This window comes from Bacillus clarus, from assembly GCF_000746925.1.
GTDB classification, from domain to species: domain Bacteria; phylum Bacillota; class Bacilli; order Bacillales; family Bacillaceae_G; genus Bacillus_A; species Bacillus_A clarus.
In genome coordinates, this window is sequence record NZ_JMQC01000008.1 from 212,460 (window position 1) to 239,057 (window position 26,598).

At 32.9% G+C, this 26,598-nt stretch carries 28 protein-coding genes and 3 pseudogenes; 8 read left to right on the forward strand and 23 right to left on the reverse strand.

The annotated features are described in order from the left end of the window. Positions 1-181: 181 nt before the first annotated feature. The gene (gene bla2, locus DJ93_RS01825) at positions 182-955 is read right to left on the reverse strand and encodes a BcII family subclass B1 metallo-beta-lactamase (RefSeq protein WP_042978924.1); all 774 of its coding nucleotides are present in this window, start codon (positions 953-955) and stop codon (positions 182-184) included. A gap of 134 nt (positions 956-1,089) precedes the next feature. On the opposite strand from bla2, the gene DJ93_RS01830 reads away from it, so the two are divergent. Beyond that, positions 1,090-2,844: a peptidoglycan D,D-transpeptidase FtsI family protein gene (locus DJ93_RS01830; protein WP_042978925.1), complete on the forward strand. Its 1,755-nt coding sequence runs from the start codon at positions 1,090-1,092 to the stop codon at positions 2,842-2,844. 11 nt (positions 2,845-2,855) lie between these two features. Here the strand turns inward: DJ93_RS01830 and DJ93_RS01835 are convergent, their stop codons facing one another. The 5 genes and pseudogenes from DJ93_RS01835 to DJ93_RS01855 form a co-directional block, all read right to left on the reverse strand. Beyond that, positions 2,856-3,683: an SH3 domain-containing protein gene (locus DJ93_RS01835; protein WP_042978926.1), complete on the reverse strand. Its 828-nt coding sequence runs from the start codon at positions 3,681-3,683 to the stop codon at positions 2,856-2,858. After that, positions 3,683-4,201: an RNA polymerase sigma factor gene (locus DJ93_RS01840; protein WP_042978927.1), complete on the reverse strand. Its 519-nt coding sequence runs from the start codon at positions 4,199-4,201 to the stop codon at positions 3,683-3,685. The genes DJ93_RS01835 and DJ93_RS01840 overlap by 1 nt, the downstream gene beginning before the upstream one ends. Before the next feature lie 151 nt (positions 4,202-4,352). Then, positions 4,353-5,090: pseudogene (locus tag DJ93_RS01845) on the reverse strand (glycoside hydrolase family 25 protein). A gap of 72 nt (positions 5,091-5,162) precedes the next feature. Further along, on the reverse strand, positions 5,163-5,828 hold the full coding sequence (locus DJ93_RS01850; protein WP_042978928.1) for an HAD family hydrolase: 666 nt from the start codon (positions 5,826-5,828) through the stop codon (positions 5,163-5,165). Between the two features lie 89 nt (positions 5,829-5,917). After that, on the reverse strand, positions 5,918-6,199 hold the full coding sequence (locus tag DJ93_RS01855; protein ID WP_042978929.1) for a MazG nucleotide pyrophosphohydrolase domain-containing protein: 282 nt from the start codon (positions 6,197-6,199) through the stop codon (positions 5,918-5,920). Positions 6,200-6,345: 146 nt separating this feature from the next. On the opposite strand from DJ93_RS01855, the gene DJ93_RS01860 reads away from it, so the two are divergent. Further along, positions 6,346-6,636, forward strand: coding sequence for a DUF3784 domain-containing protein (locus DJ93_RS01860; protein WP_042984101.1), 291 nt, complete (start codon positions 6,346-6,348; stop codon positions 6,634-6,636). Positions 6,637-6,679: 43 nt separating this feature from the next. Here DJ93_RS01860 and DJ93_RS33060 read toward each other — a convergent pair whose 3' ends face one another. Continuing rightward, positions 6,680-6,823 (reverse strand): hypothetical protein, encoded by a 144-nt coding sequence (locus DJ93_RS33060; protein WP_181969230.1) that lies wholly within the window; start codon positions 6,821-6,823, stop codon positions 6,680-6,682. Between the two features lie 283 nt (positions 6,824-7,106). On the opposite strand from DJ93_RS33060, the gene DJ93_RS01870 reads away from it, so the two are divergent. Continuing rightward, complete coding sequence (locus tag DJ93_RS01870; protein WP_042978930.1) at positions 7,107-8,144, forward strand: serine hydrolase domain-containing protein; 1,038 nt, start codon at positions 7,107-7,109, stop codon at positions 8,142-8,144. A gap of 112 nt (positions 8,145-8,256) precedes the next feature. Here DJ93_RS01870 and DJ93_RS01875 read toward each other — a convergent pair whose 3' ends face one another. From DJ93_RS01875 to yeiL, 6 genes and pseudogenes are all read right to left on the reverse strand, one after another. Continuing rightward, on the reverse strand, positions 8,257-8,505 hold the full coding sequence (locus DJ93_RS01875) for a hypothetical protein (RefSeq protein WP_042978931.1): 249 nt from the start codon (positions 8,503-8,505) through the stop codon (positions 8,257-8,259). A gap of 758 nt (positions 8,506-9,263) precedes the next feature. Beyond that, positions 9,264-10,550, reverse strand: coding sequence for a hydroxylamine reductase (gene hcp, locus DJ93_RS01880; RefSeq protein ID WP_042978932.1), 1,287 nt, complete (start codon positions 10,548-10,550; stop codon positions 9,264-9,266). Positions 10,551-10,655: 105 nt separating this feature from the next. Continuing rightward, positions 10,656-10,935, reverse strand: a pseudogene (locus DJ93_RS01885) (hypothetical protein); the annotation flags it as partial. A gap of 227 nt (positions 10,936-11,162) precedes the next feature. Further along, entirely contained in the window at positions 11,163-11,417 is a 255-nt protein-coding gene (locus tag DJ93_RS01890) for a hypothetical protein (protein ID WP_052109499.1), read from the reverse strand. Positions 11,418-11,560: 143 nt separating this feature from the next. Then, positions 11,561-11,914: a glyoxalase superfamily protein gene (locus tag DJ93_RS01895; protein ID WP_042978933.1), complete on the reverse strand. Its 354-nt coding sequence runs from the start codon at positions 11,912-11,914 to the stop codon at positions 11,561-11,563. Positions 11,915-11,942: 28 nt separating this feature from the next. Beyond that, complete coding sequence (gene yeiL / locus DJ93_RS01900; RefSeq protein ID WP_042978934.1) at positions 11,943-12,635, reverse strand: transcriptional regulator YeiL; 693 nt, start codon at positions 12,633-12,635, stop codon at positions 11,943-11,945. Between the two features lie 132 nt (positions 12,636-12,767). Between yeiL and DJ93_RS01905 the strand changes: the two genes are divergently transcribed. From DJ93_RS01905 to DJ93_RS01915, 3 genes are all read left to right on the forward strand, one after another. Next, the gene (locus tag DJ93_RS01905; protein ID WP_042978935.1) at positions 12,768-13,190 is read left to right on the forward strand and encodes a DMT family transporter; all 423 of its coding nucleotides are present in this window, start codon (positions 12,768-12,770) and stop codon (positions 13,188-13,190) included. 14 nt (positions 13,191-13,204) lie between these two features. Beyond that, a complete protein-coding gene (locus DJ93_RS01910; RefSeq protein ID WP_042978936.1) occupies positions 13,205-13,669 on the forward strand; it encodes a DMT family transporter in 465 nt (154 codons plus the stop codon). Positions 13,670-13,845: 176 nt separating this feature from the next. After that, on the forward strand, positions 13,846-14,346 hold the full coding sequence (locus tag DJ93_RS01915; protein WP_042978937.1) for a hypothetical protein: 501 nt from the start codon (positions 13,846-13,848) through the stop codon (positions 14,344-14,346). Between the two features lie 90 nt (positions 14,347-14,436). Here DJ93_RS01915 and aiiA read toward each other — a convergent pair whose 3' ends face one another. Both aiiA and DJ93_RS01925 read right to left on the reverse strand, forming a co-directional pair. Further along, positions 14,437-15,195, reverse strand: coding sequence for a quorum-quenching N-acyl homoserine lactonase AiiA (gene aiiA / locus DJ93_RS01920; protein WP_042978938.1), 759 nt, complete (start codon positions 15,193-15,195; stop codon positions 14,437-14,439). Positions 15,196-15,356: 161 nt separating this feature from the next. Beyond that, positions 15,357-15,713 (reverse strand): winged helix-turn-helix transcriptional regulator, encoded by a 357-nt coding sequence (locus DJ93_RS01925; RefSeq protein WP_042978939.1) that lies wholly within the window; start codon positions 15,711-15,713, stop codon positions 15,357-15,359. Between the two features lie 138 nt (positions 15,714-15,851). Here DJ93_RS01925 and DJ93_RS01930 point away from each other — a divergent pair, with 138 nt between their 5' ends. Further along, on the forward strand, positions 15,852-16,871 hold the full coding sequence (locus DJ93_RS01930; protein WP_042978940.1) for a zinc-binding alcohol dehydrogenase family protein: 1,020 nt from the start codon (positions 15,852-15,854) through the stop codon (positions 16,869-16,871). Positions 16,872-16,943: 72 nt separating this feature from the next. Here the strand turns inward: DJ93_RS01930 and DJ93_RS01935 are convergent, their stop codons facing one another. Together DJ93_RS01935 and DJ93_RS33580 are read right to left on the reverse strand one after the other, a co-directional pair. After that, positions 16,944-18,335, reverse strand: coding sequence for an amino acid permease (locus DJ93_RS01935; RefSeq protein ID WP_042978941.1), 1,392 nt, complete (start codon positions 18,333-18,335; stop codon positions 16,944-16,946). Between the two features lie 693 nt (positions 18,336-19,028). Further along, positions 19,029-19,190, reverse strand: coding sequence for a response regulator aspartate phosphatase (locus DJ93_RS33580; protein ID WP_241484243.1), 162 nt, complete (start codon positions 19,188-19,190; stop codon positions 19,029-19,031). 238 nt (positions 19,191-19,428) lie between these two features. Here DJ93_RS33580 and DJ93_RS01945 point away from each other — a divergent pair, with 238 nt between their 5' ends. Beyond that, positions 19,429-19,851, forward strand: a complete 423-nt coding sequence (locus DJ93_RS01945) for an Imm70 family immunity protein (RefSeq protein ID WP_042978942.1) — start codon at positions 19,429-19,431, stop codon at positions 19,849-19,851. Positions 19,852-19,923: 72 nt separating this feature from the next. Here the strand turns inward: DJ93_RS01945 and DJ93_RS34335 are convergent, their stop codons facing one another. From DJ93_RS34335 to DJ93_RS29580, 6 genes and pseudogenes are all read right to left on the reverse strand, one after another. Next, positions 19,924-20,055, reverse strand: coding sequence for a low molecular weight phosphatase family protein (locus DJ93_RS34335; RefSeq protein ID WP_259300269.1), 132 nt, complete (start codon positions 20,053-20,055; stop codon positions 19,924-19,926). Beyond that, positions 20,029-20,103 (reverse strand): annotated as a pseudogene (locus tag DJ93_RS34740) (ArsI/CadI family heavy metal resistance metalloenzyme); the annotation flags it as partial. The pseudogene DJ93_RS34740 and the gene DJ93_RS34335, both read right to left, overlap by 27 nt. A 391-nt stretch (positions 20,104-20,494) precedes the next feature. After that, entirely contained in the window at positions 20,495-23,131 is a 2,637-nt protein-coding gene (locus DJ93_RS01955; protein ID WP_042978943.1) for a collagenase ColA, read from the reverse strand. 568 nt (positions 23,132-23,699) lie between these two features. Continuing rightward, positions 23,700-24,776 carry a M42 family metallopeptidase gene (locus DJ93_RS01960; RefSeq protein ID WP_042978944.1) on the reverse strand — a complete coding sequence of 359 codons (1,077 nt, stop codon included), beginning with the start codon at positions 24,774-24,776 and terminating at the stop codon, positions 23,700-23,702. 37 nt (positions 24,777-24,813) lie between these two features. Then, complete coding sequence (locus DJ93_RS01965; protein ID WP_042978945.1) at positions 24,814-25,527, reverse strand: cupin-like domain-containing protein; 714 nt, start codon at positions 25,525-25,527, stop codon at positions 24,814-24,816. 19 nt (positions 25,528-25,546) lie between these two features. Then, on the reverse strand, positions 25,547-26,557 hold the full coding sequence (locus tag DJ93_RS29580; protein WP_052109505.1) for a metallopeptidase TldD-related protein: 1,011 nt from the start codon (positions 26,555-26,557) through the stop codon (positions 25,547-25,549). Positions 26,558-26,598 lie beyond the last annotated feature (41 nt).

The following is a 26,598-nucleotide window of genomic DNA, read 5'->3' on the forward strand; positions in this document are numbered from 1 at the left end:
GAGTTAAAAGTCGGAATCCCTTTATTTCGTTATGGTAATACTTAATAGTTGTCTCGGAAAGAGGGGGAATATCTATCTTTTTGTAAATCCTTATATGATGTGCAACATTTTATGAATGTCCTCTGCTACTAGTACACTCATAAAATATATTGACTTTTAATAAAATATAGCAGGTTCTTTCTTATTTTAATAAATCAAGTGTATGTATAAGCAATCCTTTATCACCTACATCACCGTGACCAGGTACTACCGATTTCATATTTTTATAGCGATTCATGACGTTCCCAATCGATGCTGACCACTCATTTACATATGCATCAGCAACATTCCCCAAATCTTTCGCATCAGCAGATTTTACTAAACAACCTCCAGCTAAAATTTTATATTGAGGTAACCATACTACAATATTATCTTCCGTATGCCCTTTTCCTGGATAAAATGTTTCTACTTTCATATTCCCAAATTTCATATTCGTAATTGTCTTTAAATCTCCAAGTGGCTCTTCATATCCATTTTCCTTTGCTAGTTCAGCAGTTAAAGCCGTACTATGCGCTTGAATTCCTTTTTCTTTCAATGTTTTAATTCCACCAATTCGATCGGCATGCGCGTGTGTAATAATGACATCTGTTACCCGTTTCTGAAACTTCTTTTCTACCATCTCTATTAATTCTTTCGTTAACTTGTCATCCCAAGAAGAATCAACAAGTACTAGCCCTTTAGATGTATTAAGGACTAAACCATTAGCAGGAACCGCCTCTCCATTAAAATAACCCACTTCTGTATGCACCCATACTTTTGAGTTCAATTGAGAAATTGAAATTGTTCCTTCTGCGTTTTTGATTACCTTTTGTTCGATTTTTTCTACTGCTTGCACCGGAGATATTGCACTAGCAAATTGGCTTACCCCTAGTAAACTCACACATAATCCTACTTTTAATAACGTATTCTTTTTCATTTTTATCGATCCTTTCTTTTACGCTTAATTGTTATTACATGTAATAGACAATTTATTTAAAAAGTTTGTTCCCATATTTACAAAAAAAACAATAACTTTTAAGATTAAATGGAATCTGAATATGGGAGAATTTTATGTTACGTATACAACAGAAAAAACGGCTAATTTTCATCATCTTTTTTATTCTAGTAAGTATCTTTATCACACTATTTCTAAATGGCTTTATTTCTATTACACTTACAACCTCACAAGCGGAAAGAGGGAATATTATTGATAAAAATGGCTTTATATTAGCCACAAATAAAAACGTGGATTCTTTATACTACTTACCGAACACAAACTGTCCTACTTCTCAAGAAACTGCTAAGTTAGAGGATTTCGTTAGTGAATTTTCATCTCTTTTTCATCGCAATATCTCCATTACAAACATAAACAAGCGATTAAAAGAAACTTGCCGAGACCTTAATAAAAAACCAATATTATTGTACTCAAACCTGACCGAGCAGGAATTATCCTTTATAAATAAAAATAGATTTCATAATCTTTCCGTACAAAGTGAATCAATACGTATTTATCCACAACATGAAGTCGGTTCGCAAGTTATTGGATATGTAGAGAATAATGATTTTCCATCCACTCGCGTTGGTGTAAATGGAATTGAGCGTCAATATGAAGAAGAGTTAAAAGGTACACTAGAAAAAAGAATTGTCCTTCAAATAAATAAGAAACAGTATTTTTGGCGCATACAAAATAAAGAAAGAGGAAAAGATATTCAGCTATCACTAGATTCCAAACTTCAACAAAAAGTCGAGGAAGCATTAAAATCGCAACTTCAGCTTACACAAAATAGGGCTGAAGGCTATGCAGTCGCAATGAATGTGAAAACTGGAAACATATTAGCTATGGCAAATTCCTCTACTTTCGATCCAAACATATTAAGCATGGAAGACTCTGTTTCTAAAAATGAGCAATTGAAAGTTCTTGCACAAAATAAAACGATTCAAAAGATAAAATATGACGATTCTTATATAAATATGGGCTCTACAATTAAACCACTTACTATTCTGATCGGGTTAAATGAAAAATTATTTGAGCCATTAGATACGTATGTAGATCATGGAGATTTTCAATATGATAATCAAAATGATGTGAAAAACGAGCTAGGTACACCAACTGGAGAGATTACGCCTAGTCAAGCAATCATTAATTCTTCCAATACATTTATGACAGCAAAAGTCGCTATCCCTTTACTAAATAAAAACAACGGAAGTATAGAGAAAGTCGCTAGTGCTTGGACGAATTATTTAGAGCAATTTGGACTACGTTCTAAAACTGGCATCGATTTACCTTTTGAAGAAGAGGATAAGTATGTATTACGAAGCAATATGAAATTTGAACATGGGCTCTCAGCTTTATTGAATGCATCATGGGGCGGAAACGAAGTACATACTCCCCTTCAACTTGCTCAATATGCAGCTACCATTGCCAACAAAGGTATAAAATACAAACCACAAGTTGCTACTACTATTTTGAATGACCATGGAAAAATAGAAAAACCATTACAACCTATTGTAGAAAGTTCTAATCATTACCCAGCAAGTTTTTGGACTGTACTACAAAACGGGATGAATAATCATATACAAGAAATGAAAGACTTGCCTTTTGACGTTACTGGAAAAACAGGGACAACCAGTTCGCCCAATAAAGATGGTACGGTCGTGAATCATTCCCTATTTATCGCATATGCACCTACTAATGATCCAGAAATAGCAATTTCTGTCGTTATTCCTGGCGGTGGTTTAGGTGCCAATAGCGCTGCTCCCGTTGCAGCAAATATTTTAAAAGCTTGGGATGCTCTTCACAACAAAGAGACAGGTTCAACCCAATGAACCTGTCTCTTTTACCATATCGAATCTATTATTTTTATTTTCCACGATCCATCATTTTGCTTTTCAAAGATAAATGAATAATCAATATCGGTTGAGATATGCTCTTCTTTTACATAACCTGTGTTTCCGTTCATCGTCGAAATTTTTATATAACCATCATTCTTTGATTTTACTGGAATCCATGCTTTTACCATTTCATTTGATACATAATGAACTACTTTAGAATTCCTTTTCGGTTCAGCAAAAACGTTTGTCTTTTCCCCAACGATCGTCCCATATAAATAATGCTCTTGCTTCTTTTCATTACTTTCTGCTAGCCCACTCGGGATTTTATATAAACTTTTCGTATCATTTACAAATTCCCCTCCCATTGAAAGAGCAACTTGTAAGCTACTTAAAATATCATCTGAAATTCCCCATTCATTTTTATTATATTTTTCACCTTTAAAAACAAGTTCTTCACTTATTATCCCATGTAAAGCATCTTTATTTTTTAAACTTAATTTTTGATTCAATTCATTTATAAACTGCTGTAATGTTCCATCCTCAAATGACTCATCCCTCATCTTAACTGTAATTTGCATGCTACTTTGTGCTGAATCATCATTATTACCAAACCCAGGTTGTTGAACATTCATAAGTACAATTATAAAAGTACAAACTACTGTAACGGTTAAAGCTTTTATATGAAATGTTTTTTTACGCTCGATTTTTTTTACACTCTCATGCATATGAACAGACTTTTTGATTTTACGAATGAATATTTCTTTATCTTCGCGCGCCTCCATTGGGCCAGTTTGCAATCTTTTGTACCATTCTGGTTTTTTATCCTTATTCATTACGCATCCTCCATATGTATTTTTGAAACTTTTGCACGCGCTCGGTGTATCCTCGACTTCACAGTCCCAATTGATACTCCCAATGTTTCAGCGATTTCTTCGTAAGATAGTTCATATTTTGCATCTAATATAATTACTTCACGATATTTCTTTGGAAGTTTCAATACAATATCCCAAACTTCATCCATCGTTTCTTTTTGGAAAAATTGCTGTTCTGCTGAAGAATATTCCTTATCAGTTCTAAAAAAGCTTACAAGAGAAATCCTCTTAAAGTAGGCAGATTTCAAATAATTGATTGCTGTATTTCTTGTAATCTTTAATAACCACGTTTTTACTGACGATTCATTCCGAAATGAATCCCAATTTTTAAATACCTTTATAAACACATCCTGCGTTATATCATCTGATAGATGAATATCCTTTGTAATAACAAAAGAATAATTCCATACGTCTTTCCAATATTCTTCTATTACTGAATCTATTTCGTCATTACTACTTTGAATTATCTTATCTTCCATTTCAACACCTCAGCTTATAAATAAGCATAAAGACCTTTCCTTGCTATATTTTGTTGTTGGCTCATACTATAGACAAGATAATAGATTCTTTTGTTCCACTTTTGAATTAAATATTTTCATTTCAAAATATCTCTTACTTCATATTAAAAACTCAACTTTTCATTCCATACTTCTCAAACTCTTCCTTGTTTCCATAAAATACTTTTAAATCAATATACTTCTCTTTTCCACTATAACCTTTTAATCTTCCTCTATTCGTATATTGCCAAAACGTCCCTTTTCTCTGATCTAATAAACTCGGTTTTGTTAAAATGCTTCTTATCCATATATCACATTCAGGATACCTATCCTTTATATATAAGTCATATGCCTCTTGCGTTGCATACAATATAACTTTCTTTTCATAATGTTTCTCTAGCATTTTAATCATTACCGACAACTCTTTTGCAACATCTTTACGCTTAGGTGGATTATCTTTTTTATCACTGTAAAATTCCACATCAATTACTGGCGGTAATGCTTGTCCATTTTTCGGAACTGTTCGTATATATTGCTGAGCCTGTGTTTCCCCTTTACTATCAAAGCTAAAAAAATGATACGCTCCTATACGCATATTTGTCTTAACTGCGTTGGCCCAGTTTTCCGCAAAGTATTCATCGACAAATGAGCTTCCTTCTGTAACCTTTATAAATGCAAACTTCATATCCTGTTCTTCTAGCTTTGACTAATCTATCTTCCCTTGATAAGATGCAACATCTACACCTTTTATTAAAAACTTATCCGCTTCTAATTGATTTGGAATGAATATTCCTTCAAAAATTAAGAAAGCAAATATACTCATTACACTAATTACCGCAAGAAGTCCTCCTATTATTACTTTTCCTTTCATACCTATCCCCTATCTATATTCATGTTATTCTAAAAAGAACTTGGTCCATAAAACCAAGTTCTTTTTCAACATTTATTCTCCTAACACAAATCGGCTAAAATCCTCAACTTTTTCAAAATAGTAATCAGATTCATCTTCCATCTGTTTTTTAATTTCAGGAATATGATGTGACCACCCCGCCGCTGCAAATACAACATTACAACTTTTCGCCATCTCTAAAGCTGGCTTTAAATCATCTAATACAATTACTTCATTTTCTGAAAGCTGAAACTTAGATAGAATCTGTTTTACGGGATATGGATGAGGTTTTCTTTGGTTTTCTTCTAATTCCCATCCAAATACTGCATCTGGAACGAATCCACAATGCTTTTCATAATCTCTTTTAATACGACTACTTTCAGAATGAGAGACAACCGTTACAATTCCACCTTGTCTCTTAAATTCCTGCACAAATTCCGGAAAGCCTTCGTAAAAATCCGGTATTGTAGATTCCGTATACTTTTTCCAAACTTTTTGTTGATGTTCTTGCTCTTCTGGAGTAAAACCAATAATATCTTTACACAAACTTTGGAAACCTGGAGAGAAGCAATATGAAACAAACTCTTCTAATGATACAGTTTTTTCATTTGGCCTAACATCTTGTAATGCTTCTACAAATGATGGATAATGTATGTTCGGTGTGCTTTTCACTGCTGTATCGTCATGGTCTAATATTAAACATTTATATTTCAAACTCATTTTCTACCTCCACTGTAATAATCAATAATCTATGTTGTATTCTTTTTATTATCTCACACTACTTAAATGCTATCATTTTCAGCTTCCATTTACCATTCGCATTTTTTATTCATTTCCATTTTTTCTACAAATGCCTTCTCTAAATCAACGCCCAATTTATTAGCTAAATCACATATATTCCAAATTACGTCAAACATTTCTAAACCGATTTCTCTTTTGGCATCTTCTGTTTTATCACGCTTTAATATCGCATCTGTCAATTCACCTAATTCTGCCATTGCATACATCGTACGCTCCTCGATTGTTGTATCTTGAAATCCTTTTTCTTTACTAAAACTTGATACATATCGCTGAAATTCTGAAATATTCATATTTTATCCCCCTATCATTTTACATACTGATGCGATTATCTTTTCTATCAAACTTACAAAAAAATAATTCACTTTCATAATTTGTTAAATTATTACATCAATAATATAATTTAATTATAGATTATTCATTAACGGAGGTGTTTTCTATAACTCTCTTTGCTTCCCCATCACTATGTATAGTTGCAATCATCTCATTCACATTGTCTTACCTTATAGGAGTGAAGCAATATACTTGGCTCTTATCTGGTTTTAACGAACGCCGTGTGAGTGATACATTAAAGTTATCTAAGATTGTTGGTCTTTATAATTTAAGTGCAGGCGTCGTCGCAACAATCGGGAGTGTCTTCACTTCTCCAAATGTAAAAATCATTATACCTCTTATCGTAATTGGTCACGTTATTATAGCTGCCTATGTGAATACACGTATGGTTCAGTAAGTTCCGAATATATGATAAAAACCATCCAATTGGATGGTTTTTATCATTTCTCTACATATTGCTTCACTTCTAATAATGAATAATCGAATATTTCTCTTACCTTCTTAACTACCATAATTGTTTTTCCACCTTCCACAAGCTGACGCAATTCTTTATTAATTTCAAGTTCTCGGTCGATAATTCCCATTTCTTTTGTTATTAAACTCTATTACTACAATTTATAATACGTACATTCGTATTACTTGCTATTTGATATGGCCGGATGGCTCCTTTTCAAAAAGCACATTGAAAATAAAAGAGCGTTAATCTCCTACATAACAATATTATGGCTTATATATATTTCGAGATAAAATGTTTCAATTTTCACCTCGAATTTCTTCACAGTAAAAAGACGCCTCATCTGTAAATCATTTGGTGAACCATGTATAATTTAATTAATATTCTGTGTTTCCCATAAGAAAGGAGCAATTATGAAGCTAAAAAATATAAATATATATGAACAAATGAAACAATATTCTGTAGCTGGATTAAGCCTCGCAGTTATACGTGATGGCAAACTGTATGAAACGAATGCCTTGGGAACACTTGAATCTGGAACAACTAGAGATGTTACTACAACTTCTATTTTTAATTCTTGCTCTATAAGCAAATTCATCACCGCAATGCTCGTACTAAAATTATCCGATCAAGGAATAGTAAACTTAGACGAAGATGTAAATGATAGACTCATATCTTGGAAAACCCCTACTAACGCATTTCCTTCACAGAAAAAAATCACTTTAAGAAATTTATTAAGTCACCAAGCTGGAATAATTGATCCTCCTAATAGTTTTGAACATTATAAGCACGCACAAGGAAAGCCTAAAATGCCTGAAATCCTTACGGGTACAACATTATATTGTCCAGTACCTATAGAAATTACTTACGAACCAGAAAGTGAATTTCACTACTCTGACGCAACCTTTTGTATAATTGAACAACTACTAGAAGATATTACTGGAAAATCAATTCATCTATTACTAGAAGAATTGATCTTTCAGCCGCTACAAATGAAGCATAGTATGCTATTTTCTCCTGAAAGCATCAACACAATTGACGCTTTTGCTTGCGGGCATAATAAAGACAGAACTGTCACAAAAGAAAAGTATCCATTTTACCCATTTGCAGCTGCTTCAGGGATTTGGTCAACGCCAACTGATCTATCAGCTTTAGTTATCGAACTTATTCACTCCTTACAGGGAGATAGTAAACTAGGACTTTCTCAAAAAACAGCGCAAGACATGATTTCTCCTCAAGGTTGCTCAAAGTGGACTGGACTAGGCATCTTTCTAGATGATACCAATCATGGTTTAGAAATTTCTTCACTTGGATGGGGCGTTGGATTCCAATGTATAATCGTTTGTTATCCATATCGAGGCAGCGGTGCTGTTATTATGACAAACTCAGATTTAGGTGTTCATCAAATGGAAGGGGTTATTGGCGAGATTATAAAAGCTCTAGATTTATAAAAAATACCTGTATGTCCTAAACACTATTTTTATCGCAAAACAAGTCTTTCAACATAGAAATCTGCAAGCAAATTAACAAAAAGAAACAAGCTGGCACACCCAGCTTGTTTCTTTATATAATATTTTTCGCCACAATCTTAATATGTTCCGGTGCGATAATTTCCTTTATGCTTTCTTGGAAATCTTCATGTAACATTTCCTCAATATGCTCTAATTGCACTTCCACATGAGTACACTCTAAAGTATGTATGTTTAATAATCCATAATGATCTTTTTTCTTTATCACTAAGTATTGATTTTCCTCTGTTACAAGTAAAGACCCTAATCGTATCCCCAGTAGACGTTGATCATCAAATTTCACTACTGCTCCTCCTCTCCACTTACAAATGTAATTACCATTCAAAAGTCTAATTTAAGGTAATTAAATCTTTTTTATAATATATCATAATCTACGAAAATATATAAAGCCTATTTGTTGTCTCGGTGAATCCCCTCATTTTTCATATATTTCAATACAAAAAACTTTCTCAACATAAAAACACTATTTTCTAGTTTTACCGCCTAAGAAAATCTATTATAATAAGGCTAATAAATGTTTGACCTCTCCTAATTCATGTACATATGGTTGACCAGTAGTATTTACTACTGGTCCATTTTTTGCACTTCAATACATTTTTTCAAAATAAAAAAGAAGAGTTCACTATTATATGAACTCCTCTTCATTCTACTGTACCCGTTCTTAACGCGACTGCCCAATCATGTCATCCATTATTATCAGTAGTCAATAATGAATAGCAATTTCGTTATAGGGGGATTTTGATTCTTTAGGTTGATGGATGTGTGGCGCTACCCCGTAAACGCATCTATCAAATTAGTTATAGACATGTTAAAAGACTTCCATAGGTGATCTTCTTGTGATTTTGCACTTGTGCATTCCTATAGAAATAAATCATATATATATATATATATATGATTTATTTGCTAAAAATTTTGGTTCTCATCATTAATTTAAAGTGAAAATAATTGACCATGATAATGCTGTTATGGATTTGAAATACAGTCACGATTTTTATTAAATATTGTCACTTATTTATTTTACAGAGTAAGACATCCTTTTTGTTACGATAACATTATTTTCATATCTTCTGCTACAGTTGTAATAAGTTTTAAACCAAATGTTTCTTGTAATACATCAAGCACACCAGGTGAAATAAATTCAGGGGCCTTTGGACCGATACGAATATCTTGAATCCCAAGACTAAATAGCCCAAGTAAAATGGCAACCGCTTTTTGTTCAAACCATGATAGGACAATACTAACTGGCAATTCGTTCACTTCACATTGAAAAGCATCTGCTAAAGCTGCCGCTATTTTTATTGTAGAAATTGAATTATTACATTGCCCTAAGTCAATGTAACGTGGAATCTCCGTACCGGGTACAACACCATAATTTACATCATTAAAGCGGAATTTCCCACAAGAAGTTGTTAAAATAACCGTTTCTTGCGGAAGTGACGTTGCTAATTCACGATAGTATTCTCCGCCTTTTCCTGGGGCATCACAACCTGCGATGATAAAGAAGCGCTTAATTTTCCCTCCCTTTACTGCCTCAATGATTTCTGGGGCTAATGATAATACTGTATTATGATGAAACCCTGTTACTAACTGTTCATCCGACTCCATATGTACTGCGGGAAGTTCTAGCGCTTTTTTAATCAATGGTGCAAAATCATCATTTTCAATTTTCCGTACACCCTCCAGACCGGCAATATCATATGAAAAGAAGCGATCAGAGTATGATCCTTTAATTGGCATAACACAGTTCGTTGTAGCCAATATTGCACCGGTAAATTTTTCAAAAAGACGTCGTTGATCATACCATGCCTTACCAATGTTTCCTTTTAAATGTTTATATTTTTTCAGTTGTGGATATCCGTGCGCTGGTAACATTTCAGAATGCGTATAAATATTAATTTCTTTGCCTTCTGTTTGCTTTAATAATTCCTCTAATGCAAATAAATTATGACCAGTAACAACAATTGCCTTACCTTCTACACGATTTTGTGTAATTTGAACAGGCTCTGGAACACCAAAATGATTCGTATGTGCCTCATCTAACAACTCCATCACCCGTAAAGCTGATTTCCCAACTTTCATAGCCATATCAATATGTTCTTGTTCATTAAAGTTAGAATTTGTTAATGTCATATATAACGCTTCTTGAGTTGTAGCATCTACAAATGCATCTGTATACCCTAGCTGCGAAGCATGGGTACGATAAGCAGCAATTCCTTTTAACCCAAACACAATCGTATCCTGTAAACTTGCAATTGTTTCATTCTTACCGCAAACACCCATTACTTTACATCCGCCTGTTGGCGTTTGTTCACATTGATAGCAAAACATATCATCCCACCCTTTCCCAATCATTCATTACAAACTAAGCATAATATACATTGAGAAAAAGGGGTGTGATATCAATCACACTAATTTATAAAAATTTGTGACACTTTATCTTATTAACATAATATTTTTACTGTTCTCTTTGATTAATGCCTGCGCATGAGCATTTCCTTGAATAATATCCCGAAATTTTTTTACGGAATACAAATGTGTTAATCCTTTCCGAGCATGAATTCGAACAGGTACCCCCTTGCAATGTATCATGAAAATAAAACGGATCATCAATTGGTTCAATTGGAAAACCAAGTGTAAATACATACATATACATTCTTTTTGTAACAAGAGCAATATACCCCTCAACTTTCATTTCTAGAGCATGAATAAATAAATTTGTCTACACCTCATTAGATTTTCATCATTTCATCGTAATTTGTATTTTTCTTCAAAATCTGAATTAATAGGCCTCACCATACAAAAAAAAGAAATAGAGCGTTACAAACTAAGAAAGGGTCCTGATTAGTCAGGACCCTTTGTACTCTTTTTCTCTTTTAAGGTTACTGTTTACTCTCAAAATCAGTCAACGCTACTCTTAACATGAAAAATATAGTTATATTCCTATCGCCAAGTGTTCGTATGTTTGTTTTTCCTTTCTTTAATTAAAAAGTATATCGAAAGAATTAATAAAAGTAGTGGCAACCACTGAATAAAAAAGAATCCAATAAAGAATTCTTTACGTCCACTATCAAGAGAATCAGTTGCCATTACGCCAATAAACATAGCTGCTGGAAATACACAAACATTTATGAATAGACTAGCACAAAGAAAAAATATTTTCATGACTCCCCAAATAACCCCATTTGTTGTATTCATTTCATATTATACCAATTTTCCTTATTTCCACTCTACTCGTATTCAACGATGCATAAAAATTTTCGTTATGGGGTAATTAAAAATATTAAGTTGATGGGCATGTGAAAATCCCCAAAAAACTTTTATATTTGCCACTTCGATGTCTAATGAACTTCCTCATAAAATGTAATTCTATTTGAAAATGGATCAATCACTGTTAATTCCATCGTATCCCAAGGCGTTGTCTCTATATTAGGTTTAGAATATGAATATTCTTTACTTGATAATATAGTATGATAGTTTTTCAAATCATTTATTTTAATCCGAATGGCACCGCCTGGTGACGTATCACCATGATGTTCGGATAAATGTATAACAACATCATTTAACGAAATTTGCATATACAATGGCATATTTTCCTTATACCGATGTTCCCAATCAAGCTTAAATCCTAAAAATTCTAAGTAAAATAAATGTGCTTTTTCAATATCAAAAATTCGAAATATAGGTGTAATCATTTAAAACACCGCTCCTATTTATAAAATTTTATTTATACACATCCGCCGCCAGTTCCCTCAACACTTCTATATTCATCACTTCAAAGCATCCATTGTTTTTCTTTATAATCTCTTTGTCACAAAAAGTATTTAAAGTTCGTAATAAATGCCGATAACTCGTTCCTAGTAATTCCGCTGTTTCTGTTAAATTTCCATTAAATATAATTTTATTGCTGTGCTGAACGGTTCTTTCCCCGGTTACTAACATATAACTTGCAAGTCTATTTTCAAGCGGATATAGTAAATTAATTGTACTATTTTTTGAAAGCCTATTTAATTTATGAGCTAAAGAACCACAAATACACCTTAAAAAAGTTGCATCATGAAATAATTGATTTCTAACCTTTCCTAAAGGTAACCCAACACAATACGAATCTGCCATTACTTGTACGTTTGAAGTAATTTTTTGAGAGTGAATCAACTCCACATCCCCTAATAACTGCAAACTATCATAGAAACATAATAATACAGATTTCCCATTACTTAATGTGTTAAATGCTTTCGCTTTTCCTTCAACAAAGAAATACAAATAGTCTATATCCTCATTTTCCCTACATATGAATTCATTCTTTCTAAAAAATAACAATTCCATATACGGTTTCATATCGTTACTAAAAAATGTATTAATATTATTTTGCTTCATATAATCTGCTAATTTATTAGAATTACATACTTTTTTCATAATCCCCCACCTTTACAACTCATCCTCATTGTAATCAAAATTTCCCCCTTTCACTATGACATATGTCATAGTAATACACAATTTAAGCATGATACATTCATTACAAATATGTAATATAAAGGGGATATCACATTGTATAACTTTCTTTCTGTCTTTATAGGTGCACTTATCGCCATTATGATTCCTTTAAACGGAATCTTGTCTGAAATGATAGGGAATTATACTGCAAGTGTTGTAATTCATCTCGTTGGTTTGCTTGCAGTTGTTATTGTTTTGCTCATTAACAAAAATAAAATTCGTTTTGAGAAAGGTATTCCGCTTTATTTATATAGCGCTGGAGCCATTGGGGTTTTCACCGTTCTTTTTAGTAATATAAGCTTCTCCGCCCTTGGTGCCTCTATTACGATTGCATTAAGCTTACTCGGTCAATCAATTGCTTCTATTATTATTGATCATTTCGGGCTATTAGGAATGAAGATTACGAAGTTTGAAAAGAAAAAATTGATTGGATTACTATTCATCTCTTCTGGAATTATTGTAATGACTATTTTTTAATGGAGGATAAGAAAATGTTATATATTTGTATCGCTATTTTAGTTGGAGTTTCCATTGTTGTTGCCAGAATTATTAATGCTAATTTAGCAACAAAAATAGGAATTTGGGAAGGTACTTTTTACAATTATATTACCGGGCTATTTTTCTCTACATTATTTTTAATTTTCAGTACAGACTCTTTGTATATATCTAGTTATACGTTGCAATCCATTCCTTTCGCTGTATATTTAGGTGGCTTAGTAGGCGTTATTGTTATTGCGTTATCAAACTATATCACTCCTAAAATATCAGCATTTTATTTAACATTGCTCATCTTTATCGGACAATTATTTATGGGAACCGTTATTGATTTCTTCATGTCAAACGAACTCTCTCCCGGTAAAATCATTGGTGGGGTTTTAGTATTACTTGGCCTTACTTACAATTTGCTAATCGACCGCCCTTATAAATCAGTAAAGAATAAGCGTGTTCAATTATAATTATGTAGCAAAAATGAACACTATTTAAATTATAATAGTACATTCACAATTAATAGAAATATAGAATATACGAGTTAGCCTATCATATATTTTAATAAAACATATTTAACACGAAAGCATTATTCATGATACTGAAGAGCTAATAGAGAGGAGAAAAACATATAAAAAAAATAATTATATTACTAGGTAGCATATTAATTATTTTTGGAGTGGTGTGGTTTGTAAGCTCAGGTAAGTCTATTAGCGATTTATATACGACAAGCAAGCCTAAACCAAAAAAAGTCACGATAGTCTCGACTCCAAGAGATACTAATGCTCCCCCTGCTTTTCTAAAACAAAATGAAATTAAAGATATACATGTAGAATCGATAAAGACAAAAAAATCAATATTTTTTACAAAAACAAATGAATTAAAAGCTTTTATTAACAGTATGGATACAGCAAAAAAAGGGAGTTTACTGTTAGATGAAGAAGGTTCTGATTTAATCGATTGTAACATGTGGATTACTTTTCAAGATGGAACTTATGAAAAATATTTCATCTGGGTAGTAGATCATGACAGTAGCGAGGTTATGATCGCCCATCAGAACAATCCTTCAGATTTAAACCTTAAATATTATCAGTTAACTGAAGACGATTCAAAAAAGTTATATGCTTTATTCAAAGAAATAATTTAAAAACTCATCATAAAAAGGTATGAGCTAACAAGCACATACCTTTTTATGGGTGAATACGACTTTATAAGATTCCGTTATCTTCGCCCAATATTACAAATACTCAGGAAACACTTTACAACTCTTCTCCTGCTCCATATCATGCCCAAAGAAAACAATTGGTTTTTCCCTAGCAACAATACCTTTTAAACGCTTCACAGAAGATAGCGCTAATTCCGAATCAAACCCAGCGAATGGCACTTCATCTTCAAAATTCTCCTTTGTATACGACGCATCAATCGTAAGTAAAATTGAACCAGATTTCTCAGTCGTAATGAATAGTGACTGATGCCCTGGTGAATGTCCAGGTGTATATAATAACTTGACTCCTGGTGCCACTTCATAATCTCCTTCAATCATTTTGTAGTTCAAATTAGGTAATATACATTCTTTTAAATATTCCTCTCTATGCAGCGCTGCCCCATATTCAGATCGTTGTACAATAATTGGTGTATTTGTAAAAGTACCATTTCCTCCAGCATGATCAAAATGTAAATGTGAACTAATAATGCACAGAAGATCTTCCGGTTCATACCCCATACGTTTTAAAATATTTATGACTCTATCATTCTCACTCATCTTAGGTAAAATTTTCCCTTCAACAAATGTTCCCTTAAAAAGATTTTCATTATCCACCGCCATTTCTGGCATACCAGTGTCTACTAAAATAGGGCCTTCCTCTGTTTCTAACAAATAGCACCATACAGGTAAGTTTAAAAGTTTACCTGGCGCAAGTGTACTATTAACAGCAGAATGATCTAACATACAACGGCCAGCCGGTAAAAAATAAAGCTTTTCACTGTCATTATGTATCCACCTTCACATATAATTTTGGATAAAACAATACAGTAAAAATTCATCCACGAAGAAACAAACTCCTTCCAAATTTTCATTGTTTCAACCTTATTTTTTTAGCCCGTCACAAATTTTTTACAAAATAAAAAAGCTCATCATACAATGAACTCTTTTTTTGTTTAATTTATTTGTTCTTTCTCCGTCAATCTTGATTTATACTTTTCTCCCCATTCCTTCATTTGAACAATGATCGGTTCTAAAGTTCGGCCAAATTCAGTTAAAGAATATTCTACGCGGGGCGGGACTTCCGGATACACTTTCCTTTTTACAACACCATCGCTCTCTAATTCACTTAGTTGTAACGAGAGCATTCTTTGTGTAATGCCAGGTATTAACCTACGCAATTCATTGAAACGCTTTTTCTTATCCAATAAATGATATAGAATAACACCTTTCCACTTCCCGCCGATTACATCTAATGTCACTTCAACTGGACACCCTTCTTCGCATCCATAACCACTTTTTCTATTTCTCACACAATATCACTCCAAGCCTACTACAAATAGATAGTAACACTAATGTTACTATACTACATTCATGTGCCTTCTTACATAATTACATTTTGCATCCTATAATGTAAAAGAAGACATACTTACTAAATGGAGGTAACAAAAATGAAAGCAATTGGTTTACATGAATATTTACCTATCGAAGAAGAAAACAGTTTAATTGATATTGAACTCGAAAGACCTGTGCCAAAAGGGAACGATATCCTCGTCAAAGTCCATGCTATTTCTGTCAATCCAGTTGATACAAAGGTTCGTTCACCGAAAGACAAAAAAGAAATTGAACCAAAAATTCTTGGGTGGGACGCTAGTGGTGTTGTAGTAAAAGCTGGTGAGGGTTGTACGTTGTTTAAAGAAGGTGATGAAGTATTTTACGCTGGGAGCATAACGAGACAAGGTACATATAGTGAATACCATTTAGTTGATGAAAGAATTGTCGGTAAAAAACCAAACTCTTTAAATGATGCTGAATCTGCCGCAATTCCTTTAACAGCTATTACAGCGTGGGAAGGTTTATTTGAACGATTAGGCATTGATTATGATAAGAAGGATGAAAATAAATTAAAGAACATTTTAATTATCGGTGGAGCTGGTGGCGTTGGCTCAATTGCTATTCAATTAGCAAAATGGGCTGGACTGAATGTAATCGCAACTGCATCTCGCAGCGAAACGATACAGTGGGTTGAAAAATTCGGTGCCGATTATATAGCTAACCATCACCAACCTTTTAAAGAGCAATTATTAGAACTTGGACTAAAAGATGTAGATTATATTTTCTGCTTAAACAATACCGATCAACATTGGCACGGTATGGGAGAAATCATTACACCACAAGGAAAAATTTGCTCTATCGTTGAAAATGAACAACCTCTTGATATCAATATTTTAAAAAGTAAAAGCGCTACATTTGTTTGGGAGTTTATGTTCACTAAAGCGATGTACGAAACAGCTGACATGATCACTCAGCATGAACTATTAAACAAAGTGAGTGAACTATTAGATGAAGGAATTCTTAAAACAACTTTAAATGAAACGTTAACGCCAATCAATGCAGAAAACTTAAAAAAAGCACATGCATTGGTTGAGAGCGGACGTACAATTGGAAAAATTGTATTGGAACGCTTCTAATGATAAAAAAGTCCGATTTTCACTTGTTGAAAATCGGACTTTTTTGACTATTTCATATATTTATCTTTCAAGTTATTTATTTGATACTTCCTGATCCTTTTGAATTTCTAGTGGAACACGTTTCCCTATTCCAAAAGCATAGAAACTAATCGTTACAATGGCCAAGAAGATAATTCCTACAATTAGTGAAATACGTGTATCATCATTAAACCACATACCGATTAATACCATAATTAAAAAGGCAATTGTTAAATAGTTTGTAACAGGAGCAAACGGCATTTTAAATGGATGATTTTCCATTTCAGCTCCTTTTTCTTTTCTGAAGCGAATTTGACTAATTAAAATAACAAACCATGGTACCATACCCGGTAGTACACTCGCACTATATACATATACGAATAAATTTTTCGGTGCAATATAACTTAAAACTACACCAACTGCTAAACCAATTATTACACCTACTGTCCCAAATAAAGGAACACCGTTACTAGAAACCTTCGTAAAGTATTTCGGTGCTTGTCCATTTACGCCTAATGTATAAAGCATACGTCCAGCACTATAAATACCACTGTTACAACCTGACATAGCTGCTGTAATTACTACAAAGTTAATAAGTCCAGCTGCTGCTGTTATCCCAACTTTCGCAAAAGTTGCTACGAACGGGCTACCAATTGAACTTAGTTGATCCCAAGGATAAACTGTTACAATGACGAAAATGGCACCAATATAGAAAATTAAAATACGCCAAATTGTACTTTGAATAGCTTTCGTTAACGTTTTTCTCGGATCTTTCGCTTCACCAGCTGTAATCCCAATTAACTCCACACCTTGATAAGCTCCAACTACAAGTGATAGTGCAAAGAAAAATCCTGAAAAACCACCCGTAAAGAAACCGCCATTTGCCCAAAGGTTAGATATTCCGATTGCTTCTCCTCCGTTACCAAGTCCAAAGAAGATAAGACCAAATCCAGCAATAATCATTAATAAAATGGTAACGATTTTAATCATTGCAAACCAAAACTCAAATTCACCAAATGATTTAACTGAAATTAAATTTGCTGCGCCAAGAATGACCATTGCAATAACGCCTGGTATCCAGGCTGGTAAATCTGGGAACCAATACTGCATATAGGCTCCGACTGCTATAATTTCTGACATCCCAACGATTACCCATTGGAACCAGTTACTCCAAGCAGTCATATATCCTGCTAATGGATGTATATACTTATGACCAAACGTCGCAAATGAACCTGTGCTTGGCTCAACATATAACATTTCTCCCATGGCACGCATAATGAAGAATATAAAAATCCCTGCAATTGCATAAGCAAGCATTACTGACGGACCTGTCCATTTAATTGTGCTGGCTGATCCCATAAATAAACCAACACCAATTGTCCCGCCTAAAGCAATCATCTGAATATGACGTGCTTCTAGACCCCTTTTCAATTCTTTGTTTGTCACTTCACTTCCCCCTCTTAGATGATTCATTGCGCATTTTCAAGCAATAAGCTATACCCTAATTCTTTTTCGGTATGAAAATAATGAAGCAAGTGTCATGTTTAAACGAACTTAAAAATTGTTTTGCACCTCTTATTAAGTCGTTTATCCCCCATCATCTTCCTCCCTTTGCGCAATTGTAAAATTGCTTATTTTATAATAATTCATTTATCTGAAAAATACAATTACTTTTTATGGAAGTTTGTATAAATGATTAGGGATGTTTTCATTAACTTCTGATAAGTGCCTAATAGCCAAAGTTGAAAGGTTTTGAGTTGAATACAACCACCCTAAGTTACTTCTGACTCTCAGAATCAATTTTTTCTCATCCAGTTTCTTCAAGATGCCAATAGCAGAATTAAAACTTTCCTCTGCCTGTTCAAACTGTCTTAGTTGTATACAAGTCATGCCATAAACATTTTCACATAAAGCCACTCTTGACTCATATCCAACATGTTTTAAGAATATTTCTTTTGCTTTTGTTACATACTTTAATACTGCCAATGGCTGATGTGTGTGATGCAGAAATAGTGAATATCTATAATTAAATTCTGCATGTTCAAGCTCATCAGGAATGTGTTTTAAGAGAGGTCCTGCCTCCTCATACTGTTCCTTAGCTTCTGTATAACTTGCAAGTATAGTAGAGTGTATAGATTTTTAAAAATTGTAATAATAGGATAGCACATTATCAGTTGGAGCATTGAGAGCATCCACTTTATCAAAACTGTCCTTTCTAATACTCAAATCATCAGTTAACATTCTATATCTAAAGCCTAAAAGTGAATAATACAACAATAGGTCTTGGTCTTCCTCTGGCATATAGCGAGTCTGTTCATCTCTCAATAATTATTAGATAATTCATTTCATCAAAACAACCAATTTACAACTCTACTTCTTTCCTACATGATTTACCTGAAGGCAGTCTTATTAGATGTTAGAGGACAAGAGGTTAGGTTAGCTCTAAAACCCTGTATGAATTGAAACAAAAAATTCTAGAAAGAACAAATAACAAAATTGATATAGAAATTAGAGAAGATTAGAAAGGAATGGATATTATATGTCAGTAGTAGGATTTGGAGTAGATAGTTTCTTTTATGAAACAGAACATCCTGACTTTTTACATAGCTTTTTCTCAACAATCTCCTATCATACTGAACCTGAAGGATGGGGAACTAAATACACTCTACTAATGAAAGATTTATATTTTAATAAATTAAATTGGCAAGATGCATCTGAAGCTCTTAAAAATGTGGAAGAAATCAGAGAAACATTAAGCAAAATACCTCCATCAGAAGTAATTTGGGATATTGAGAATTTAACAAAGAAGCCTCCTTATGGAGATAAAATCCCTGAGGATATTACTAACTTAGCAGCATACTATACTACTGAAAGAGGGAAAGCCTTCCTTACTTTACTAAGAAATGCACGAAAGGGCTCAGTGGAAGAAAAACAGGACGGAACAATTGGAAAAATGGGCTAATAAAAGTGTATAACAGAACCTTAAACATCTCAATATTCTCTCAGGTGTTTTTTATTATTCAAGTTGTAAAAACTATGAAGCATGAATTGTTTTAGATACTGATATATCAATGTCTACTTCTTGCATCGCTTTAATCGCATCCGGCTTTACTCTATCTGCTTCTATACCAGCTGAAAGATTCCTTACATGTAAAGTGAAATTCAAACCTGAATTCTCTAGTAAAAATTTAGCGTAATCCATTTTTACTTTTATTAGCTAAATCTTAAATACCATACTATAGAACGCAATCGATTCCTCTAAATTCGTTACATTTATTCCTACATGTACTTATTGTATCCCCTATTCCTCCCTCAATTTATTTCATCAATTTTTTTTGATATTCAAATTACACTCATCCTTCCTTTGTAAATTCAATTGATAAATCAAAAACAATCAATTTATCAGCTTTTTATTTTTAAATTACTGAACTGTTTCGTTACAGCATCAAATTCTAGTGAGTTCTAAATATTCGATAGCAAGTTTATTTAATTCTTTTATTTCTTCTTTCATATGCGATTTAATACGTTTTCCATTCATCACATTTTCTATAGGCTAACGAAATTTAGAAAACCTTACAAGAGGCTGTCGAAACAGCCCTCTTCAATTATTTCACTTCTATCGTATAATTCCCTGTTCCGCCGCTATACTTATATACGCTTAAATAATATTTCCCTGGCTGCGCATAATAATTTCCAAGCAATTTATTTCCGTCACGTTTAGTTGCATACGTAGCATAGTTATTCAAATCTGACTCATGATATAATACCCAATTCAGTCCAATATTTTGTTCATTCGTAACAGCAATCTGTAAATCCTTTGCCGTCTTTACATCAATTACGAATCTATCAACTTGATCTTGATCATTTAGACTACCTCGTAATAACATGTTTAAAGATAGTGGATTCGCTGTATCAAATGAATTGTTTGGTTCTTTCTCTACACTCGTATCCTCTTCAGTATTCAAACCGCTAAACACAACATCATATTCAAATTGTCCAGCAGCATTAACGCGGTAATTCACGAAATAAGCAGTTAATGTTTTATATCCGCTCCACTCTTTTTGCGAAAGTTGTTTCAACATCCCATTTGTTGTTTGATTCATCACTTTCCAGTCCTCAATTTCTCCTTTGGACGCGCTTCCTGTATATGTTCCTTGTAGTGTAAATGTATTAAAGAATTGTGATTTATTCTTTGTTACCTTCACATTTTTCAACTTCGCTTCATTTGTAATATCCGCTGAAACATCTGAAAGTGCTTTCGGTTTATGATCTGCTAAATAATCATCTGATACTTGCGGAATTGTATACTTATCACGATTATCAATAAGCATTTGCATATAAGATTGGTAATCTTCATTTAATTTATTATCTTTACTTAATGCAGAGCGATACGCATCATAGCCTCGTACATCATTTGCGCGAATTAAATCATGGACTTTATCAAACATATCCGGTCGATTATTATACATGTAAGATTGCAATGCAAACGAATAGTTATAAAAATCCCATGTTCCATATTTTGCATTCAATGTTTGCTCTGCAGTATATCGCTTAGCTGGATCATTAGATAATCCACCAATTATACTTTTTCGCGGTACAACGCTCTCCACTCGAGTTGAACCTGCAAAGAATTCCGCATTCCCTTCTTCAAACCAAGTCAAACGTTCATTTTGATATAATTCTCCTTGTCCCCATAATCCTGGCACTTCGTATCTTCCTTGCATATAGTGTGTAAATTCATGACGGAACAATTCTTCTAAACTATATATGCTTTCCTCTGGTGTACGTTCATATGTAAAAAACGTTCCAGTTCCTTCAATATAAATACCACCATTATTTGTTTCATAACCATATAGTTGACGATTAAATTGATACTCTGCTGGACTATTGTAAATAACCATCGTTAATACATCATCAGCATGTCCACTTTCAAGTGGCTTATCACTTCCAACTGTACGATAAAATTGTGCCTTTACTTCTTTTGCTGCCCAGTATAAACGTTTAATTTTTTCTTCACTAACTTTATCTCCTGCCTTCAATACAATTGCACCATCATCAAACGTGTACGTTTTTGGCAAGTATTTTTTCTTACCATCTTCTCGTATTTGATCTAAATTTATTGTTTTTCCGTTTGCATCCTTTCCATCATAATTGGTAGTAATCTGTTCAGCTGCTACAAAATATTGCTGGCCTAAATATGGATAAATACGCATCGCTTCTGTAGCAACTTGTTGCCCTTTTGTTGGTGTACTATGAAGCTTACCAAATCGGCTAGCATAGTAAATACCGTTATTAATTAACCATCCATTCTTGTCTGTTACCGTACCAATTAGTGCAAACCGACTTATTTCATTAATAAAGCTATCGATGTTCCTATACCACATCGTATCTTTTGGTTCTTTACCCGTAGCATACATATACGACTGAACTTCATAATCAATTTCTTTCATCAAATTATATACAGCATTACCTTTTGTATAGTCATCAATGAAAGTTGTAATGTTATCATTATATTGTCTCAAGATTTCACCTGCATATTGAATAATTTCAACATCAGCTGATGCGCCTCCAATTAACATTCCATATGATGAAACAACTTTATTTTGTTCTGATGTACCAAGCTTAAAGTTCGGATTTTTCGCAACCGCTTTCAAAGATGGTAAACATTTATCATGATAGCTGCGTTCACTTAGTTTACTTAATTCTTGATGATAAAAACCTAAATAAAACCCTGAGCGTATAACTTCTACTAATGTCTCAATACCTTTTGAGTCATCTTTCGTATAAGCTTGTCCTTGTTCTGCTAGTTTATCAATAATCGCTTGTACCCGGCTATCATCTTGATAGAACTTGAGACTATCACTATTAAACTGAAACAAATCTGGAATTTGATACCATTTAATTGTAACAAGAAGATCAGTTAATTGTTTGTTGCTTAACTGATTTAATTCAGCCATTGAATATTTTCTTTCTTCAACTAGTTGTTTAGTGTTCTCTTTCTGCATTGGTGGACGTTGTGATAGGTCAGCTAGCCTTAACCGGTTTGTAAGGGATGGACTTTCTTGTACGTTCGAAGAGTGCGCTAACTCATCAAGGGATTTCTGTAATCCTACTGGTTCCATTTGTAATACATTCTTCGTATTTTTCTCTTTTGTCTCTGCTTGAACTTGTAATCCATTAAATGATATAGCAACAAGTCCCACTCCAAGCATCAGCTTATTAAATTTCGAGTTCTTTGCCATTATGTTGCCCCCTTTGAATTGTTTTAAAATTCTGAATTTTTAAGGTGGACTTTTTCTTATTTTTAGTAAACCACCTATTTCACTGTAAATCATACATTATACTTATTTCTTAAATTCATTCCCCCTTCTTAGAAATTAATATAAGCAAGAACTGTACCAATGTTGTATCTTATGAATACATATACTCTCCTCCTTAATACTGTCAAACAAAATATACACTGATACTGTAATCATGTATATTTTATTTGACAGTAAAAATCCTTATATAAAAATAGTTCTTATGTAAAAAATCCAAATGTAAGGATATTTTAAATTGAATTAGAATAAAAAAATTAATCAAAATGAATTCTTATTTGAATGAAAAAACGCTATTCTTTTTGTAGAAATATACAGAAAGGATAGCATTTTTAATATTAATTTAGCCATGATGAACTGGGACTTTTTCAAGAATGATAACAGCATATGTAACCACATACTTTGAATGAGTTAACGAAAAAATAGTATTTGTTCAACGAAAAACAAATATAATGCTCCATGCTTTAAAGCTTAGAGCATCATATGGAACAATTTAATTATTTGTGTCCTCAATAAAATGATTTAGTAAACTCACAGTAGAATAAATGTCTTTTATATCAACCATCTCAAAAGGTGTATGTGTATAACGAGTTGGGATACCAATAAGCGCTGACGGAATACCACTATCAAAAAAAGCTATCCCATCAGAACCATAATTACTATAAATACCGATTTGATACGGAATATCATATTTTTTAGATGTATCTTCTAAACCCCATGTTATTTTAGTATCATAATGAATGGCACCGTCCTTATAAACTAATGTTGGCCCACCACCTAATTTAGTAGGATAGTCTTGCTCATTTACAGTTGGTATATCCCCTACTAAACCGATATCTAAAGAAATTACTAGATCAAAGTTCATCTTTGAACCTAGAGCATAGGCACCATGAGCTTTATTTTCTTCTTGCACTGTAGCTCCATACCACACTTCATAATTTAATTTAGAAACTTCTATTTTCTCTAATAGAAGATCCATAACAAAGAGCCCAATCCGATCGTCAAACGCTTTTCCTATAAACTTATTTCCAATTTGAGTTAATTCTCTTTTCCAAACGACACTAGATCCAATATGAACTCCTAATTTTTCTACTTCCTCTTTACTATTAAGCCCCATATCTATAAATAGGCTATTAAAGTTTAAATTTCCATTCATTTGCTGTTCAGTAAGAACATGACCAGTAGAAGTAGCAAAAATTCCTGTTGCTATCTTCCCTGTTCTACTTACCACTTGAGCTATTTGTCCTATCATATGTAAATGATTAGGACCTGACCTATGCGCTTCTTGAACTGGGTCAATTAATAAAAAGCCATCAGGGGTAATATACCTTACAATAAACCCAATTTCATCCATGTGTGCTTGAATTAATAATTTAGGACCATTCCCACCGATTTTACAAATCAAATTTCCAACTTTATCTTCAAAACATTCTTCTGATCTATTCATCCAACGTTTCTTTAACCAATTACTAATTATATACTCATGACCAACAGGTCCAGGTAAATTCACTAATTCTTCCAATGTTTTAGAAATACCTTTATCAATTACAAGTTCATCTATATTTAACATTATTAAATCCCCCTATTTTTTAATAGTTTATATAAAATTAATTAACTTGAAGCTCGTGCTTAAACCAAAAGTTTTCACTAATAGCAAAGGTTAATTCTTCATTTATAACTTGATGCCACCAATTTTTAGGAGTATATATAATTTCACCTTGCTGGAGTTCTATATAGTAAGGGTTTGCTTTACAGATAATATCGCGTTCTTCTGGAGTTGGATTAAATATATTACAATTTATACTCGCTAAATATTCCATTTCTTGATCATATTCTGGACTGAAAAATACCCATTTTTTCTTTCCGAATATAACTGCATTCCAATTGTGTGTTGCCTGGAAATCTTTATGTAATGGGGTTCCAGTGTTTGATGAACCCAGAAATACCCATTTCAATTCTTTGTCTCCTTTCTTCCCAACTATTTGCTCTGTTAAAAAAGATGGAATACTATATGATAAAGCAATTTCTTTATTCCCCATAATGGAAAAAGGCCAATCACAATACCAATTTTCTTCATTTCCATCCTCTAACAATTGGATAAATTTAGAGAGCTTCACTGTATATACTTTCTTTTCACCTTCATAATCAGACTTTCTAATTACAACTTCTTGCTCTCCAAATTTTTCATTTAGATATTTCAAGTCCCAATTGTAGCACTCCCAATCATTCACGAGATTTGTTAAGATAACAGGTTTTTTATCTGCAAACTCCTTCATAAATCTCTCGTAAGTTAGATTCTTATAATCTATTCTTTCAATCATTGATCTCCCTCTTTCAATCTTATATTGGGTAAATATCTAGCTCTTTAAAATAAATATGTGGCGCGCCTTGAGTTACGCTTAAATTATTTTGATTGTTTTTATCACAGCCAAACACCGGATTGAACATCCGTAATTCATTACTACTGCCAACAATATTTCTCGCGGCCTTAAACTTACAACCTTTAATATCAAACCTTCTAATAATCGAATCACTTAAACTTCCATTTTTAATAATAATTCCATAAGAAGGTCTTATTATAAATTTTGTTCCTATTGATCCCCCTCCCCATGAACCTTTACAAAGGAGACCATATTCTATTTGGGATATTAAATCATCGACATTTTCGTTACCTTTATCCATATATGTTATGGACATGCGTGGAAGAATACTATCGTCATATGAAACTTTTCGACCATTACAAGAACCTTTTGCTTGAAGTTTTTTTTTCGTTTCTGAACTATGAAGCAAATTACACCAAATACCATCTTTAATTATTTGAGTACAAAAAGATTTTTCTCCTTCATCATCTCTTCCATAATGAGCTTTATTTCCTATTAAAGTCGGATCATCGTATACATTAAACTTATAATCAGACCATCTATATCCAAGTCTATAATCATTTTCACAAGCATACTCCATATAGTTATCAGCTTCTGAAGTATGTCCAAAACACTCATGTACAAAATGAGAAGCGGGCCACTGATCTAAAATAACTGGTAATTTTAATTTATCCTTTAATGATTTACCATGAACAGTTTGTTCTATTTCCACCCTTAACTCATCTATTTGATCTGAGAACATACAAACTGGTGGATATTCCGTACTTACTTGCCATAAAATAGGTATTATAGATTCCTTCCCCTCAACATGAATTAAAATTAATAAATTGTATCTGTTTACCGGCTCTTCAAATAAAGGGATTCTCTCATTATTTAAGTTAAGGTCTATTTTATACGAGATAATCTTTTCACTGAATTTTAAGACATTTAATTCTAATAAGTTAATACAATCTCTTAGTTGATCTTTCAAAAATTTGTTTATACTAGCATCTTTAATTTGATCATTAATGA

Excerpts from the sequence above, each read along its gene's own strand:
- DJ93_RS01890 (WP_052109499.1), bottom strand. The coding sequence starts at position 11,417 with ATGAATACAACAAATGGGGTTATTTGGGGAGTCATGAAAATATTTTTT.
- DJ93_RS01910 (WP_042978936.1), top strand. The coding sequence starts at position 13,205 with ATGTTATATATTTGTATCGCTATTTTAGTTGGAGTTTCCATTGTTGTT.
- DJ93_RS01965 (WP_042978945.1), bottom strand. The coding sequence starts at position 25,527 with ATGATTGAAAGAATAGATTATAAGAATCTAACTTACGAGAGATTTATG.
- DJ93_RS01850 (WP_042978928.1), bottom strand. The coding sequence starts at position 5,828 with ATGAGTTTGAAATATAAATGTTTAATATTAGACCATGACGATACAGCA.
- DJ93_RS01955 (WP_042978943.1), bottom strand. The coding sequence starts at position 23,131 with ATGGCAAAGAACTCGAAATTTAATAAGCTGATGCTTGGAGTGGGACTT.
- DJ93_RS33060 (WP_181969230.1), bottom strand. The coding sequence starts at position 6,823 with ATGGGAATTATCGACCGAGAACTTGAAATTAATAAAGAATTGCGTCAG.
- DJ93_RS01960 (WP_042978944.1), bottom strand. The coding sequence starts at position 24,776 with ATGTTAAATATAGATGAACTTGTAATTGATAAAGGTATTTCTAAAACA.
- DJ93_RS01840 (WP_042978927.1), bottom strand. The coding sequence starts at position 4,201 with ATGGAAGATAAGATAATTCAAAGTAGTAATGACGAAATAGATTCAGTA.
- yeiL (WP_042978934.1), bottom strand. The coding sequence starts at position 12,635 with ATGAAAAAAGTATGTAATTCTAATAAATTAGCAGATTATATGAAGCAA.
- DJ93_RS01945 (WP_042978942.1), top strand. The coding sequence starts at position 19,429 with ATGTCAGTAGTAGGATTTGGAGTAGATAGTTTCTTTTATGAAACAGAA.
- hcp (WP_042978932.1), bottom strand. The coding sequence starts at position 10,550 with ATGTTTTGCTATCAATGTGAACAAACGCCAACAGGCGGATGTAAAGTA.
- DJ93_RS01835 (WP_042978926.1), bottom strand. The coding sequence starts at position 3,683 with ATGAATAAGGATAAAAAACCAGAATGGTACAAAAGATTGCAAACTGGC.
- bla2 (WP_042978924.1), bottom strand. The coding sequence starts at position 955 with ATGAAAAAGAATACGTTATTAAAAGTAGGATTATGTGTGAGTTTACTA.
- DJ93_RS01895 (WP_042978933.1), bottom strand. The coding sequence starts at position 11,914 with ATGATTACACCTATATTTCGAATTTTTGATATTGAAAAAGCACATTTA.
- DJ93_RS01870 (WP_042978930.1), top strand. The coding sequence starts at position 7,107 with ATGAAGCTAAAAAATATAAATATATATGAACAAATGAAACAATATTCT.
- DJ93_RS01855 (WP_042978929.1), bottom strand. The coding sequence starts at position 6,199 with ATGAATATTTCAGAATTTCAGCGATATGTATCAAGTTTTAGTAAAGAA.
- DJ93_RS01830 (WP_042978925.1), top strand. The coding sequence starts at position 1,090 with ATGTTACGTATACAACAGAAAAAACGGCTAATTTTCATCATCTTTTTT.
- DJ93_RS33580 (WP_241484243.1), bottom strand. The coding sequence starts at position 19,190 with ATGCCAGAGGAAGACCAAGACCTATTGTTGTATTATTCACTTTTAGGC.
- DJ93_RS01930 (WP_042978940.1), top strand. The coding sequence starts at position 15,852 with ATGAAAGCAATTGGTTTACATGAATATTTACCTATCGAAGAAGAAAAC.